Below are 14,599 nucleotides of genomic sequence, written 5' to 3'. Positions count from 1 at the left end.
TCAGGTGGTACATTCGGCCCCGCACTGGTTTCTCCATTGCCCCCTGCTAGCCGTCGCCGACGCACTCCTTTTCGAATTAGTTCGCGATCCTGTCGCCTTCTCCGCGGCGCGGCCTCATTAAGCCAAAAGCTTAATTTCCCCCCCTCCATAAATGATTACGTCATTCCTATATGAATCTGACTGAACTCAAGCAAAAGCCGATTACCGAACTGCTCGAATTGGCCGAACAGATGGGCATAGAAAATATGGCCCGTTCGCGCAAGCAGGACGTGATTTTCTCCCTGCTGAAAAAGCACGCGAAAAGCGGCGAGGAAATCTCCGGTGATGGCGTGCTGGAGATTCTCCAGGACGGCTTCGGCTTCCTGCGCTCCGCTGACGCTTCCTACCTGGCCGGCCCGGACGATATCTACGTCTCGCCAAGCCAGATCCGCCGTTTCAACTTGCGCACCGGTGACACCATCGTTGGCAAGATCCGCCCTCCGAAGGAAGGCGAGCGGTATTTCGCCCTGCTCAAGGTCGACACGATCAACTTCGATCGTCCCGAGAACGCGAAAAACAAGATTCTCTTCGAGAACCTGACCCCGCTGTTCCCGACCGTGCGCATGAAGATGGAAGCCGGTAACGGTTCCACCGAAGACTTGACCGGTCGTGTAATCGACCTGTGCGCCCCGATCGGCAAAGGCCAGCGTGGTCTGATCGTTGCACCGCCGAAAGCCGGTAAAACGATCATGCTGCAAAACATCGCAGCGAACATCGCCCGTAACAACCCTGAAGTTCACCTGATCGTGCTGCTGATCGACGAGCGTCCGGAAGAAGTAACCGAAATGCAGCGCACCGTGCGCGGCGAAGTGGTTGCCTCGACCTTCGATGAGCCGCCGACCCGTCACGTGCAGGTCGCTGAAATGGTGATCGAGAAGGCCAAGCGCCTGGTCGAGCACAAGAAAGACGTGGTGATCCTGCTCGACTCCATCACCCGTCTGGCCCGTGCCTACAACACCGTGATCCCGAGCTCCGGCAAGGTCTTGACCGGTGGTGTCGATGCCCACGCCCTCGAGAAGCCGAAACGCTTCTTCGGTGCTGCGCGTAACATCGAAGAAGGCGGCTCGCTGACCATTATCGCCACCGCGCTGGTTGAAACCGGCTCGAAGATGGACGAAGTGATCTACGAAGAGTTCAAGGGTACCGGCAACATGGAACTGCCTCTGGATCGCAAGATCGCCGAGAAGCGTGTGTTCCCGGCCATCAACATCAACCGCTCCGGCACCCGCCGCGAAGAGTTGCTGACTGCCGACGACGAACTGCAGCGTATGTGGATCCTGCGCAAGCTGCTGCACCCGATGGACGAAGTGGCTGCCATCGAGTTCCTGGTCGACAAGCTGAAGACGACCAAGACCAACGACGAGTTCTTCTTGTCGATGAAGCGCAAGTAATACGCAAGCCGTTTGAAAAAAGCGTCCGAAAGGGCGCTTTTTTTTGCCTTGAATTATTTGTATCTGGATTGAAGTTTGCGCGGCTGATAACTTCGCGCCTTCAAGGGATTTTGTATCCAGAACAGGTAAGGTTTTTTCATGCACACGTTTGGCAATCGCCGTGATATCGACGGATTACGGGCACTGGCGGTTATTCCCGTCGTACTGTTTCATTTCGGATTCACTACATTCAGCGGCGGTTTTGTCGGCGTTGATGTGTTCTTCGTCATTTCCGGCTTCCTGATCACCTCGATCCTGTTCCGCGAAATCAGCGCCCAGCGTTTCAGTTTTCTCGACTTCTGGGGCCGTCGTGCCCGGCGCATTCTGCCGGCGTTGACTGTGGTTGTGGTGGTGACGCTGGCTTTAGGCTGGCTGTTGCTGACAGCCAAAGACCTGGCTGAACTCGGGCGGACGATTCGTTACCAGTCGCTGTTCATTTCCAACATTCTGTTCATGCGTGAAGACGGCTACTTTGCGCCGGCGTCGGAACTCAAGCCGTTGCTGCATACCTGGTCGCTGGCGGTGGAAGAGCAGTACTACATCTTCTTCCCGTTGATGATGGTCTTGCTGATGCGCTACGTCCGTCATTGGCGCTGGATGCTGTTTGCCGTGCTGCTGGTGTCGTTCGGTTTGAACATCATCTATATCGAACGCCGGCCGGAGTTTGCCTTTTTCGCCCTGCCGACCCGCGCCTGGGAATTGCTCTGCGGTGCGATGTTGGCGGTAATGCCCGTGCCCAAGCATGTTGCGCGGCCATGGCTGCGGCAGTCCGTTGGCCTGGCCGGGCTGGCGGCGGTGCTGGTGGCGGTGTTTACCTTCGACAAAACCACAGTGTTCCCGGGTTGGGCGGCGCTGTTGCCGGTATTGGGCACGACGGCGTTGATCTGGTCGGGCGCCCAGGGGGAGACATGGGCTGGCCGGTTATTGAGTGTCCGGGCTCTGGTCTGGATCGGCTTGCTGTCCTACTCGTTTTACCTGTGGCATTGGCCGGTCTATGTGTATGCCAACGCGATTTCCATCGATGGTATCCAGCCGCTCGAAGCCATCGGCTGGATCGCCCTGGCGTTGGTGCTGGCGTGGCTGAGCCTGCGCTATATCGAACTGCCCTTCCGTGAAAAGCGCGTGTTTGCCAGCCGTAACTCGGTGTTGGTCGGTGGCTTGGTGTCGATTACCGTGCTGGCGATTACCGGCTCGGTAATCCGCTCGGCAGATGGTATTCCGCAGCGCCTGAGCGGCAAGGCGCTGGAATATGCGCAATCACGCGAATGGAACGCAGGGCAGTCGAAGTGCATGCACTTGAGCACCGACAAGGCGCTGACCAAGTCCTGTCTGGTGGGCGGTGAGGAAAATATTGCGGCGACAAAAATGTTCTGGGGCGACAGTCACGCCGCAGCGTTGTTGCCCGCCATCGAAGGCAATGCCAGTCGCATGGTGCAGCCAGTGTGGTTGTACAGCCTGACGGGTTGCCCGCCGATCATCGATGACAGCCTGCGCCCGCAGTGCAAGGACTTCAACCAGCGCAATATGGACCGCGTCACGAGTCTGGGGATCAAGGACGTGGTGCTGGCGGCGAATTGGAGCCTGTACGTATATGGTCGCGAAGACGGCGATGGGGATCGGCAATTCCTGCTTGATCGCAAGGACAACCCGCGTCAGTCAGAGCAGCGTATGGCCAACGCCATCAAGGCGCGTGTGGCCGAGTTGCGCGAAGCCGGCGTGCAAGTCTGGCTGTTCAAGGAAGTGCCGCTGCAGCACAAGAGCTATATCGACCGCCTGACCAGCCTGGCCCGGATCGGCCGTTCAGCAGAAGGCCTTGGTCGTCCGCTCAGTGAGCATCTGGCCCGCCAGCAGTTTTTCACTGACCTGTTCGGCTCGATGAGCGCCGCCGATTCCGGTGTGCACGTCATCGATCCGACGCCGCTGATGTGCAAGGAAGGGCTCTGCGCCATCGATGTTGACGGCCACTCGCAGTACAAGGATGCGGACCACCTTTCCGACGTCGGCAGTGCCCGATTGAGCCCGTTGTTTGCACCGATCCTGCTGGGTGCCAGTCAGAATTGAGCGATCCCGGGCACTGACGGGCTGCTGTTTGCCCGTCAGAGCAGGTAGGATGTACGCCTATTTTGAGGGTGCCATCGTCAATGAAATTCAAGGATCTTCGGGATTTCGTGCAGCAGCTTGAGCAGCGCGGAGAGTTGAAACGCATCCAGATTCCCGTCTCGCCGGTGCTGGAGATGACCGAGGTGTGCGACCGCACGCTACGAGCCAAGGGCCCGGCGCTGCTGTTCGAGAAACCCACTGGCTACGCCATCCCGGTGCTCGGCAACCTGTTCGGCACCCCTGAGCGGGTGGCGATGGGCATGGGCGCCGAGTCGGTCAGCGAGCTGCGCGAAATCGGCAAGCTGCTGGCCTTCCTCAAGGAGCCGGAGCCGCCGAAGGGCTTGAAGGACGCGTGGTCGAAACTGCCGATCTTCCGCAAGATCATCTCGATGGCACCGAAAGTCGTCAAAGACGCGGTGTGCCAGGAAGTGGTCATTGAAGGCGACGATGTCGATCTGGCGATGCTGCCGGTGCAGACCTGCTGGCCCGGCGACGTCGGCCCGCTGATCACCTGGGGCCTGACCGTCACCAAAGGCCCGAACAAGGACCGCCAGAACCTCGGTATCTACCGTCAGCAAGTGATCGGCCGCAACAAGGTGATCATGCGCTGGCTCAGCCACCGTGGCGGCGCCCTCGACTTCCGCGAGTGGTGCGAGAAGCATCCGGGTCAGCCGTTCCCGGTGTCGGTGGCCCTTGGCGCGGATCCGGCGACCATTCTCGGCGCCGTGACGCCGGTGCCGGACAGTCTTTCCGAATACGCTTTCGCAGGGCTCTTGCGTGGTAACCGTACCGAACTGGTCAAGTGCCGTGGCAACGACCTGCAAGTGCCGGCCACCGCCGAAATCATCCTCGAAGGCGTGATCCATCCGGGCGAAATGGCCGATGAAGGCCCGTACGGCGACCACACCGGTTACTACAACGAAGTCGACAGCTTCCCGGTGTTCACCGTCGAGCGCATCACCCACCGGATCAAACCGATCTACCACAGCACCTACACCGGCCGTCCGCCGGATGAGCCGGCAATCCTCGGCGTGGCGCTGAACGAAGTGTTTGTGCCGATCCTGCAAAAGCAGTTCCCGGAGATCACCGACTTCTACCTGCCGCCGGAAGGCTGCTCTTACCGCATGGCCATCGTGACCATGAAGAAGTCGTATCCGGGGCATGCCAAGCGCGTGATGCTCGGTGTCTGGTCGTTTTTGCGACAGTTCATGTACACCAAGTTCGTTATCGTCACCGACGACGATATCAATGCCCGCGACTGGAACGACGTGATCTGGGCCATCACCACGCGCATGGATCCCAAGCGCGACACGGTGATGATCGATAACACGCCGATCGACTACCTCGATTTCGCCTCGCCGATCTCCGGCCTGGGCTCGAAAATGGGCCTCGATGCCACCCACAAGTGGCCGGGCGAAACCACTCGCGAGTGGGGCCGCGTGATCGTCAAGGACGACGCCGTCACCCAACGGATCGATGCCCTCTGGAATCAGTTAGGAATAGATTGATGCGTGTAACCTTGCAGCCCTCCGGAGCAGTGCTTGAGATACAGCCCGGCGAGCGGATTCTCGATGGTGCGCGGCGCCTGGGCTACGAATGCCCGCAAAGCTGCCGCAACGGCAATTGTCATGTGTGTGCGGCGCTGCTGGTTGAAGGCCGCGTTGCGCAGGACGGCAAGGTGCACGACCACGGCGAGTTCTACACTTGCATAGCCGAGCCGCTGGAAGACTGCATCCTGCTGTGGGATGGCGTGCTCGCGCTGGGAGAACTGCCGGTGCGCAGCCTGTCGTGTCAGGTCATCGAATGCCGCGATGTGGGCGGCGACACTTGGCGCGTGCGTCTGCGTGCGCCGGCGGGCAAGCCACCGCGTTATCACGCCGGGCAATACTTGATGATCGAGCGCGAGAACGGCGAGAAGTCGGCGTTCTCCATGGCCTCGGCACCGCATGGCGGGCGTGATCTGGAAATCCACGTGCTGGCGCGCGAAGCCAGTGCACTGAGCCTGATCGAACAGCTGCAACGCAACGCCATGGTGCGTGTCGAGCTGCCGTTTGGCGATACGCATCTGGCCGAGCTGCCCGACGGGCCGTTGGTGCTGGTCGCCGCCGGCACCGGCATGGGCCAGATTCATGCGCTGATCGAGCATTGCCGCGCCAACGGCTTCAAACACCCGGTGCATCTGTACTGGGGCGTGCGCCGCCCAGAAGATTTTTATGAGATCGAACATTGGGACGAATGGCTGAAGTTGCCTAACCTGTTCCTGCACAAAGTCGTCAGTGATCAATGCGGCTGGGAAGGGCGCTGCGGCATGCTGCACGAGGCAGTCTGTGAAGACTTCCCTGACCTGAAACCGCTGCACGTCTACGCCAGCGGCTCGCCGGCCATGGTCTACGGCACCCTCGACGCCTTGGTCGAAGCCGGGATGGATGCCCATCAAATGCGTGCCGATGTGTTCGCTTACGCCCCGCGCTCTTGAGCCGCGCTCTTGAGCCTCGTGCTGAATCCGTTATAACTCCCTATATAGCCGATCGGTATTTATGTAATTGCATAAATACCGCTAGGTTATATATCAATCAGGCAATCAATTAAGAACTGTGCCATGGCACTCAAATTGCCTTAAAACATATGTGCCTTATTGTTACAGCGGTGCGTTCTATTAAGTAATTCTTCACCCGCGGGGAGCTGAACGCTATTCGCCATGAGCGCCATTGAAAACGCTTTTCTGAATTTGAATTACCCTCCGCGGCTCGATCTTGGGCCGCAGCTGACGCACGAACAACTTCTCGCTTCCATGCAATCGACCATGGCGCGCCACAAGGGCGGGCCGGTGTGGCTGTTCGCCTATGGTTCGCTGATCTGGCGGCCGGAGTGTTCGGCGGTGGAGCGGGTGCGCGGACGTGTGCATGGCTACCATCGCGGCCTGTACCTGTGGTCGCACGAGCACCGCGGTACGCCGGAAATGCCTGGTCTGGTGTTTGGTCTGGATCGTGGCGGTTCGTGCAGTGGCTTTGCCTACCGCTTGCCGGAAGACAATCTCGATACCGCACTCTATGCGCTGTGGAAACGCGAGATGCCGGTGCCGTCCTATCGGCCACACTGGCTCAACTGCCGTCTTGAAGATGGCAGTCAGGTTCAGGCCTTGGGATTTGTGTTGGAGCGTCACCTGCCCAGCTATGCCGGCAACTTGCCGGATCACGTGCTGAGCCAGGTGTTCGAAAGCGCCAGCGGGCGTTACGGTACCACTCGCGATTATGTCGAGCAGACCGCGCACGCCCTGCGCAGCCACGCCATGCCAGATCGCAATCTGGAGGCGCGGCTCAAGCGCTGTCAGTCACAGGTCGATCAAGCGACTGCTTCACGGCTCTGACTGGCGACTTGCTTGTGCCACAGCGTCGGGGCCAGGAAGGCCATCGACAGCAGGCAAGCGCCCACCAGCAGGACAAAACCACCGTCCCAGCCGAAATGGTCCACGGTGTAGCCCATCGCCGCACTGGCCGCGACCGAGCCACCCAGATAACCGAACAGGCCAGTGAAACCCGCAGCGGTGCCAGCGGCTTTCTTCGGTGCCAGCTCCAGCGCTTGCAGGCCGATCAGCATCACCGGGCCGTAGATCAGGAAGCCGATCGAGAACAGCGCGATCATGTCGACGGTCGGGTTGCCGGCCGGGTTCAGCCAATAGACCAGCGTTGCCACGGTCACCAGTGCCATGAACACCATGCCGGTCAAGCCACGGTTGCCACGGAAGATCTTGTCCGACATCCAGCCGCACAGCAGCGTGCCCGGGATACCCGCCCATTCGTAGAAGAAATAGGCCCACGAGGTTTTATCGACGGTGAAACCCTTGGCTTCCTTCAGGTACGTCGGTGCCCAGTCCAGTACGCCGTAGCGCAGTAGATAGACGAAGACGTTGGCCATGGCGATGTACCAGAGCATTTTGTTGCGCAGCACGTATTTGACGAAGATCTCTTTCGCGCTGAATTCGTCTTCGTGGCTGGCGTCGTAGCCTTCCGGGTAATCGTTCTTGTACTTCTCGATCGGCGGCAGGCCAACCGATTGCGGGGTGTCGCGCATGGTGATGAACGCGAACACCGCGACGCCCAGCGCTACCGCTGCCGGTACGTAGAACGCTGCATGCCAGTCGTTGAACAAGCCCATGCCGAGCAGGAACAGCGGGCCGATCAGGCCGCCGCCGACGTTATGCGCCACGTTCCATACGGACACCACGCCGCCACGCTCCTTCTGCGACCACCAGTGCACCATGGTCCGGCCACTTGGCGGCCAGCCCATGCCCTGGGCCCAGCCGTTGATGAACAGCAGAATGAACATCATGGTCACGCTGGACGTTGCCCAAGGCGCGAAACCGAAAATGAACATTACCCCGGCCGAGACCAGCAGGCCGAACGGCAGGAAGTAGCGCGGGTTGGAACGGTCGGACACCAGGCCCATGAGGAATTTCGACAAACCATAAGCGATGGCGATTGCCGACATCGCCAGACCCAGGTCGCCGCGGCTGTAGCCTTCGTCGATCAGGTACGGCATGGCCAGGGAAAAGTTTTTGCGCAGCAGGTAGTAACCCGCGTAGCCAAAGAAAATACCGGCGAAGATCTGCCAGCGCAGGCGTCGGTAGGTGCTGTCTATTTTTTCTTCAGGCAATGGAGCCTGATGTGCGGCAGGACGAAAGAAAGCAAACATTCAAGAGCTCCAGATTTCTTGTTTTGACTGCGGATGCGAATGTTACAGTTTCGTTACCGAAAATAGCACCGGTTCGCATCGAGCAAATAGCGGAAAATGTTGGAAGTCGCGTGTTCCTTTACGAACCTGTCGCTCAGCTGTAAGAACAGGGCGTTTTTGTCACGCTCGGGACGTTGTGACTTAGACTCGCGATCTACAGATCGACTGATATCTCGAGATAAGCGATGACCCGGAAAGTTCGCAGGCTATTGCCCAGACTGTTGATGGTCGCAGCGGTGACTGTTTCAGTGTTGGCACTGAGCTTCGCCCAAGGTTCTGCAGCACCAGGTCTGCGCAATGTCACCGTATTGATCATCCGCCATGCAGAAAAGCCTGATGTCGGCCGAGAACTCAATGCCCGGGGCGAACAGCGCGCCGCGGCTTACGCGGACTATTTCACCTCGTTGCAGTTGGACGACCAGACACTCACACCCCAACGTCTGATCGCTACCGCCGACAGCCCGGAAAGCATCCGCCCGCGACAGACGCTGATTGCACTGTCCCAGCGCCTGCAACTGCCGATCGAGCAGCCCTACGCCAATAACGACGTCGACAAACTGGTCAGCTCGCTGCGCAAGAATAATCAGGCGAAAACCGTGCTGATCGCCTGGCACCACAGCCACATCAACAAACTGATTGCGGCGTTCGGCGGAGACGGCCCGGCACTGATCGGTCAGCCGAAATGGCCGGTGGATGTTTATGACTGGCTGATTGTTTTGCGTTTCGATGACAAGGGGCAGTTGATCAAGTCGCGTAGCGAGAAGGTTCAGGAACATCTGATGCCAGGCGATATTGCAGGCTGAAACGGTATAGGGTCCGTCAGAAAAGTTACCTTTGAGCATTCGCGTGGTGCGTTCGCCCGATTTACCGTCGTGTCTTGGGAAACGTCCTGCGTCCAAAGCAGAAGTTGCGCCATTCAGTTAAACGCCATAGCTCCGTAACCTTTGTGCTGTTGCCGGGATCGGCATTCGGGTGCTCAGGGGGCGGATCATGCGGTGGATTGTGGCGTTGCTTTTGTTGCTGGTCGGCGGTGTCGTGCAAGCGGCGGGAGCGCTGTTGATTCCCGAAGACAACCCCCGACCAATTTATCCACTGGCATTGTCCAGGGCCGGGATTACGGGAGAGGTTAAGGCTCGTTTCATCGTCAGGGCGGATGGCTCGGTCAGCGAAATCAGCATTCTGAAAAGCGACCACCCCGATCTGGCTGAAGCGGTCAGAGTTGCGCTGGTGCAGTGGCGTTTCAAGCCTTGGGCTGTAGAGGAGGACAAACCCGAAAAGCAGGAAGTCGTCGCGCCGATAGTCTTTCGGCTCGATCTGGATCAATCCATTCACGTCAACCAGCAACTGAAAGCCTTGCGATGCCGTGCAGTTAACGACAACCTCGCCAACATTGCAGAGTACTCATGGATCGATTCGACGGTGTTCGCACAAACCCGCGCCTATCTATCGAACGTCTTCCATAAAACTCAGCTACCGGAGGCACAGCGTCTGGCGATGATTGCCAGGATGAATCGGCAGGTTGAAAAGATTGTCAGGGCTTGTCGAGAGAGCCCTGCGCGCAAATTCATGAGCCTGTTGCCGGCGGATATTCGTGAGTTGCTTTGATAGCAAAGGCCAGTACAACCGAACCGGACATTCTGGCCTTTATCGAAAGGTCACTCAGCGAACCTGCACCACAACCTTGCCTACAGCCTTGCGCTGGCCAAGGTCATTGATCGCCTGTGCGGCATTGCTCAGCGGATAGACCTGCGACACCAGCGGCTTCAACTTGCCCTCGGCAAACCAACCGAACAATTGCTGGAAGTTCGCCGCATTGTCTTGCGGCTGGCGCTGGGCGAAGGAGCCCCAGAACACGCCGAGTACCGCCGCGCCTTTGAGCAGGGCGAGATTGACTGGCAACTCCGGAATGCGCCCGCTGGCGAAGCCGACCACCAGCAGGCGGCCATTCCAGGCGATGGCGCGGATGGCCTGGTCGAACAGGTCGCCGCCGACCGGGTCGTAAATCACATCGGCGCCCTGGCCGTCGGTGAGGCGTTTGATTTCGTCCTTGAGGCTGGTTTCGCTGTAGTTGATCAGCTCATCGGCGCCCGCAGCCTTGGCCACCGCGAGTTTCTCGGCGCTGCTGGCGGCAGCAATCACGCGGGCGCCCATGGCTTTGCCGATTTCCACAGCCGCCAGGCCGACACCGCCGGAAGCGCCGAGCACCAGCAGGGTTTCGCCCGGTTGCAGGTTGGCGCGTTGCTTGAGCGCGTGCATCGAGGTGCCGTAGGTCATGCTGAAGGCGGCAGCGATATTGAAGTCCATCGACGGCGGGATCGGCAGCACGTTATAGCCCGGTACCGCGACCTGTTCGGCGAAGCTGCCCCAACCGGTCAGCGCCATGACCCGGTCACCAACCTTGAGGTGGCTGACCTTTTCCCCGACTTCGCGGACCACGCCTGCGGCTTCTCCGCCCGGCGAGAACGGGAAGGGCGGCTTGAACTGGTATTTGCCCTCGATGATCAGCGTGTCCGGGAAGTTGACCCCGGCGGCGTGCACGTCCAGCAGGATTTCGTTCTTCTTCAGGGCGGGACTGGCGACGTCTTCCAGCACCAGCGATTCGGCAGGGCCGAAGGCTTTGCACAGCACGGCTTTCATCAGGGCTATTCCTTTGGGAGTGATGGCCGATAAGTGTAGGTGTGTCAGTCAACGGGTCAACGAGCATGCCCGCCCCTGATAGTCAGCCATAAGCTTGTGCTTGCGCGGCGGGTCGTTATGCTAGGCCGCAAACCGGATAAGGAGCGAATTGTGAAAGCGTGGATCATGTTGTTGCTGGCCCTGTCTCTGCCTGTGGCAGCGCTGGCCGAAGAAGCCAAAGAAGGCGAGGCGCCGAAGGTCAACTACATCACCCTGAGCCCGCCATTTGTGGGCAACTACGGGCTGGACGGCACGCCGAAGCTCAAGGTCTACAAGGCCGATGTGGCATTGCGCGTGACTGGTGAAGAAGCGACCAAACTGGTCAAGGCCAACGAGCCGCTGATCCGTAATCAACTGGTGGCGTTGTTTACGCAGCAGACCACCGAGGCGATGGGCAGCATCGAAGGTAAAGAGAAGCTGCGTCAGGAAGCGCTGAAACAGACCCAGCAAGTGATGAATGACGAGACCGGCAAGCCGGTGGTTGAAGATCTGTTGTTCAACAACCTGATCATTCAATAAATCTTCTGTTGTCCGGGCCGGCCTCATCGCTGGCAGCCAGCTCCCACAAGGTTCTGCGGCGATCACAATATTGTGTTCCATCGCAAATCCTGTGGGAGCTGGCTTGCCAGCGATTGCATTATGGCAGGCGCCAAATAAATCAGGGTTTGAGGGTGATCACCGCCGCCCACTGCTCAGCCGTCACCGGCATCACCGACAACCGCGATCCCTTCTGCACCAACGGCATCTCGGCCAACGCGATCTGCTGCTTCAGATAATCCAGCTTCAACACCCGCGCAAACGTCTCGACGTGTTCAACGTCAATCGCGCTCCAGGCATTTTTCTCCGCTGTAGCCTTCGGGTCGAAGTAATGACTTTCCGGCTCCAGTGCGGTGGGATCCGGGTACGCCGCTGCGATTATTTTGCCGATTCCGGCAATTCCCGGCTCCGGGCAACTGGAATGGTAAAAAAAGAACTCATCGCCCACCGCCATCGCACGCAGGAAGTTGCGCGCCTGATAGTTGCGAACCCCGTCCCAGCGCGCTTTGCCGAGTTTTTCCAGACCTTTGATCGAGAGTTCGTCGGGCTCGGACTTCATCAGCCAATAGGCCATGGTTTTGTGCTCCTGAAACGGTCATTGGGCAGGTTGTCGGGCAATTTTATGACAAACCGACAGTCGGTTGACGTCAGCGTTTGCGCGCAGGTTCACGTTGTCGCAAAATGCCGGCCTTTAAAGCTTGACGCTGCTGCACGGCCTACAAACGGAAACCGCTGCTGTCATCGTGATGATGTGCCTTGAGGGGGGCAATCGATGAAACGCAAACCGGATTTACTATGGACTTTGGTAATTTTGTTCGGCCTGGGCGTCGTGACCACCGGTTACGCGCAGAGCCTGTGGGCCAATAAGGCCGATGCGCCGATCGAAGTCGCGCAACAGGTTCAACAGTCGACAGCCTTCAAGCGCTGAAACGGCTTTTTCGACGCCGCTGATCTGCGCGGCGTCCTATCCTGCGAAATACCACGCCTTGTCGCTGACCGTGCCCTGTAACGGTACATCCCAACTCGCCTGCGCCAACCGCTCGACCTTCTGACATTCATGGGCCAGCCCCAGCAACGTCGGCTTGCGCCAGCTTTTGCGTCGAACCAGATACCCCAGACTGCGATCATAGAAACCGCCGCCCATGCCCAGGCGCCCGCCGACATCGTCAAACCCTACCAACGGCAACAACACCAGATCCAGCGCCCAGACTTTGCGTTGCTGCGCCAGATTGGCGCGCGGCTCGAGAATGCGGAAGCGATTGGGTTTGAGTTTTTCCCCGGGACGAATGCGCTGGAAAACCATCTTGGTCCGCGGCCAGGCGCTGAGCACCGGCAGGTAGGTCGCTTTGCCGCGACGCTGGGCTTCACGCAGCAGCAGGCGCGGATCGATTTCACCGTCGGTGGGCAAATACAAAGAGATGTGTCTGGCCCGGCGAAAGTGCGGGTCTTGCGCCAATTGCCGGTACAGGCCCTTGGCAGCCTGGCGTTGTTCGCTTTTGCTCAGCGAACGGCGCGCCTTGCGCAGCAGGCGGCGGAGTTGCGGGCGGGGCAGCAGCGCGGGTTCGGTCATGGTTCGGCTTCGGCAGGATGGGTGCAAAAACGTACGCATAAAAAATCCGATGGCGGTTTTCACCGACATCGGATTCGAATCAGGCTCCCCGGATGAACCGCTGTCAACTTAGCCCTTGAACCCGAAAGTTCAAGGTGGAAGATGCAGTAGACTTTAAGGCTTTCCGTCTAGCGGACATGCACACCAGCCCAACGTGCAACTTCCAGGGTAGTGCGAATCGGCTCAGGGACATCGTCAACTGGCAAGCACCCCAGGGAGTGCCGCGAGTATACCGCAAGCGGCCAGTCGAATCAGCCCTTGGTGGTGGTCTGATCGTCGGCGAGCACCAGATCGACACGATCAAGCAAGTCGCGCACCTGTTCACGGGTCGAACCGCTGGCCTGGATGTCCGGGCGCTCTTCTTTGTGCAAGAGGTCGTGAGTGATGTTCAGCGCGGCCATCACAGCAATGCGATCGGCGCCGATGACTTTGCCGCTGCTGCGGATTTCGCGCATCTTGCCATCCAGGTAGCGCGCGGCGCTGACCAGATTGCTGCGTTCTTCCTGCGGACAGATGATCGAATACTCTTTATCGAGGATCTGCACGGTGACGCTATTGCTTGAACTCATGAGTCTTGCTCCAGGGCCTTGAGGCGCGAAATCATCGATTCGACCTTACGCCGGGCGATTTCGTTTTTTTCAATGAGGTGAGCGCGTTCCTCGCGCCAGGTCTTTTCCTGAGCTAGTAAGAGTGCGTTTTGGCTCTTAAGTTGCTCGACTCGGCCAATCAGCAGTTCGAGTCTGGCCATCAGCGCTTGCAGGTCGGTGTCTTCCATTGTGTCCACTGGGTCGGAGTCTGTCTGATGGGATAGCTGGCGGACAGCCTTTAATAGTCTTGGCGAGTCTGTCGATGTAGGATACAAGGCCTTCATTCTAGACATAGCGCCGTCTGGCGCCTAGCTGCCCATGACCATTGCGAATTCCCCGTACCAAGCCTTTGCCACCCTGCTGACTGCCAGCGGCCACAACGTCTCGCCTGCCGAACTGCACGGCGTGCTGCTCGGACGCAGCTGCGCCGGTGCCGGCTTCGATAACGAAGGCTGGTTGATCGACGCCGCCGAACTGCTCGAAGGCGATATCCAGGACAACGTCCGTAACGCCTTGATCGGCCTGCAAGAGATGGTCAAAGGTGAACTGACCGGCGACGACGTCACTGTCGTCCTGCTGCTGCCGACCGATGATGCGCCACTGGCCGACCGCGCCGCTGCACTGGGCGAATGGTGCCAGGGCTTCCTCAGCGGTTTCGGCCTGAACTGCCGCGACAGCAGCATGCTCAGCACGGAAGCCACCGAAGTGCTGCAGGACTTGGCGGCCATTTCTCAGGTGCAAGACGCCCTCGAAGAATCCGAAGACGGCGAGACCGACTACATGGAAGTCATGGAGTACCTGCGCGTCGCGCCGCTGCTGCTGTTCTCGGAAACCAAGAAAGCCGACGTGCCGCCAGCCGCCAAGCCGTCGCTGCATTAATCGCGTGCCAG

16 protein-coding genes and 1 other RNA gene are annotated in these 14,599 nt (G+C 59.1%); 10 read left to right on the top strand and 7 right to left on the bottom strand.

Translation table 11 applies throughout. From position 1 onward, the window contains the following. Nucleotides 1-170 precede the first annotated feature (170 nt). From rho to AC3IUF_RS28615, 5 genes are all read left to right on the top strand, one after another. Nucleotides 171-1,430 carry a transcription termination factor Rho gene (rho, locus tag AC3IUF_RS28635; RefSeq protein ID WP_003229334.1) on the top strand — a complete coding sequence of 420 codons (1,260 nt, stop codon included), beginning with the start codon at nt 171-173 and terminating at the stop codon, nt 1,428-1,430. 138 nt (nt 1,431-1,568) lie between these two features. Beyond that, nucleotides 1,569-3,530, top strand: a complete 1,962-nt coding sequence (locus tag AC3IUF_RS28630; protein ID WP_447787431.1) for an acyltransferase family protein — start codon at nt 1,569-1,571, stop codon at nt 3,528-3,530. Nucleotides 3,531-3,610: 80 nt separating this feature from the next. Next, nucleotides 3,611-5,077, top strand: coding sequence for a 4-hydroxy-3-polyprenylbenzoate decarboxylase (ubiD, locus tag AC3IUF_RS28625; protein WP_489279908.1), 1,467 nt, complete (start codon nt 3,611-3,613; stop codon nt 5,075-5,077). Beyond that, nucleotides 5,077-6,045 (top strand): CDP-6-deoxy-delta-3,4-glucoseen reductase, encoded by a 969-nt coding sequence (locus AC3IUF_RS28620; RefSeq protein WP_016985911.1) that lies wholly within the window; start codon nt 5,077-5,079, stop codon nt 6,043-6,045. Before ubiD ends, AC3IUF_RS28620 begins: the two co-directional genes overlap by 1 nt. A 222-nt stretch (nt 6,046-6,267) precedes the next feature. Next, nucleotides 6,268-6,936, top strand: coding sequence for a gamma-glutamylcyclotransferase (locus AC3IUF_RS28615; protein ID WP_095112845.1), 669 nt, complete (start codon nt 6,268-6,270; stop codon nt 6,934-6,936). Here AC3IUF_RS28615 and glpT read toward each other — a convergent pair. Beyond that, complete coding sequence (glpT, locus tag AC3IUF_RS28610; RefSeq protein WP_007911178.1) at nt 6,912-8,261, bottom strand: glycerol-3-phosphate transporter; 1,350 nt, start codon at nt 8,259-8,261, stop codon at nt 6,912-6,914. The two genes, AC3IUF_RS28615 and glpT, sit on opposite strands and share 25 nt — an antisense overlap. 224 nt (nt 8,262-8,485) lie before the next feature. Here glpT and AC3IUF_RS28605 point away from each other — a divergent pair, with 224 nt between their 5' ends. Together AC3IUF_RS28605 and AC3IUF_RS28600 are read left to right on the top strand one after the other, a co-directional pair. Beyond that, nucleotides 8,486-9,103 (top strand): hypothetical protein, encoded by a 618-nt coding sequence (locus AC3IUF_RS28605; protein ID WP_007911180.1) that lies wholly within the window; start codon nt 8,486-8,488, stop codon nt 9,101-9,103. Nucleotides 9,104-9,290: 187 nt separating this feature from the next. Next, nucleotides 9,291-9,905, top strand: a complete 615-nt coding sequence (locus AC3IUF_RS28600) for an energy transducer TonB (protein WP_007911182.1) — start codon at nt 9,291-9,293, stop codon at nt 9,903-9,905. A 54-nt stretch (nt 9,906-9,959) separates the two neighbouring features. Here the strand turns inward: AC3IUF_RS28600 and AC3IUF_RS28595 are convergent, their stop codons facing one another. Next, complete coding sequence (locus AC3IUF_RS28595) at nt 9,960-10,937, bottom strand: NADPH:quinone oxidoreductase family protein (RefSeq protein WP_007911184.1); 978 nt, start codon at nt 10,935-10,937, stop codon at nt 9,960-9,962. A 150-nt stretch (nt 10,938-11,087) separates the two neighbouring features. Here AC3IUF_RS28595 and AC3IUF_RS28590 point away from each other — a divergent pair, with 150 nt between their 5' ends. Beyond that, nucleotides 11,088-11,495 (top strand): flagellar basal body-associated protein FliL, encoded by a 408-nt coding sequence (locus AC3IUF_RS28590; protein WP_027610485.1) that lies wholly within the window; start codon nt 11,088-11,090, stop codon nt 11,493-11,495. Between the two features lie 139 nt (nt 11,496-11,634). Here the strand turns inward: AC3IUF_RS28590 and AC3IUF_RS28585 are convergent, their stop codons facing one another. Beyond that, complete coding sequence (locus AC3IUF_RS28585; RefSeq protein ID WP_489279907.1) at nt 11,635-12,087, bottom strand: EVE domain-containing protein; 453 nt, start codon at nt 12,085-12,087, stop codon at nt 11,635-11,637. Between the two features lie 198 nt (nt 12,088-12,285). On the opposite strand from AC3IUF_RS28585, the gene AC3IUF_RS28580 reads away from it, so the two are divergent. Next, the gene (locus AC3IUF_RS28580; protein ID WP_007911192.1) at nt 12,286-12,441 is read left to right on the top strand and encodes a hypothetical protein; all 156 of its coding nucleotides are present in this window, start codon (nt 12,286-12,288) and stop codon (nt 12,439-12,441) included. A gap of 36 nt (nt 12,442-12,477) precedes the next feature. Here the strand turns inward: AC3IUF_RS28580 and AC3IUF_RS28575 are convergent, their stop codons facing one another. The 4 genes from AC3IUF_RS28575 to AC3IUF_RS28560 all read right to left on the bottom strand — a co-directional run bounded on the left by AC3IUF_RS28575 (nt 12,478) and on the right by AC3IUF_RS28560 (nt 13,897). Beyond that, a complete protein-coding gene (locus AC3IUF_RS28575; RefSeq protein ID WP_489279905.1) occupies nt 12,478-13,083 on the bottom strand; it encodes a 5-formyltetrahydrofolate cyclo-ligase in 606 nt (201 codons plus the stop codon). An 81-nt stretch (nt 13,084-13,164) separates the two neighbouring features. Then, a non-coding RNA gene (gene ssrS / locus AC3IUF_RS28570) (6S RNA) lies at nt 13,165-13,343 on the bottom strand. A 30-nt stretch (nt 13,344-13,373) separates the two neighbouring features. Then, entirely contained in the window at nt 13,374-13,691 is a 318-nt protein-coding gene (locus tag AC3IUF_RS28565; RefSeq protein WP_007911195.1) for a cell division protein ZapA, read from the bottom strand. Next, nucleotides 13,688-13,897, bottom strand: a complete 210-nt coding sequence (locus AC3IUF_RS28560; RefSeq protein ID WP_007911197.1) for a TIGR02449 family protein — start codon at nt 13,895-13,897, stop codon at nt 13,688-13,690. The genes AC3IUF_RS28565 and AC3IUF_RS28560 overlap by 4 nt, the downstream gene beginning before the upstream one ends. A gap of 130 nt (nt 13,898-14,027) precedes the next feature. Here AC3IUF_RS28560 and AC3IUF_RS28555 point away from each other — a divergent pair, with 130 nt between their 5' ends. After that, nucleotides 14,028-14,588, top strand: a complete 561-nt coding sequence (locus AC3IUF_RS28555) for a YecA/YgfB family protein (protein WP_134176010.1) — start codon at nt 14,028-14,030, stop codon at nt 14,586-14,588. Nucleotides 14,589-14,599: the final 11 nt, after the last annotated feature.

It is taken from the genome of Pseudomonas sp. KH_040 (assembly GCF_057839305.1).
The sequence above is the reverse complement of the archived record's forward strand: the minus strand, read 5'-3'. Positions and strand labels throughout refer to the sequence as shown.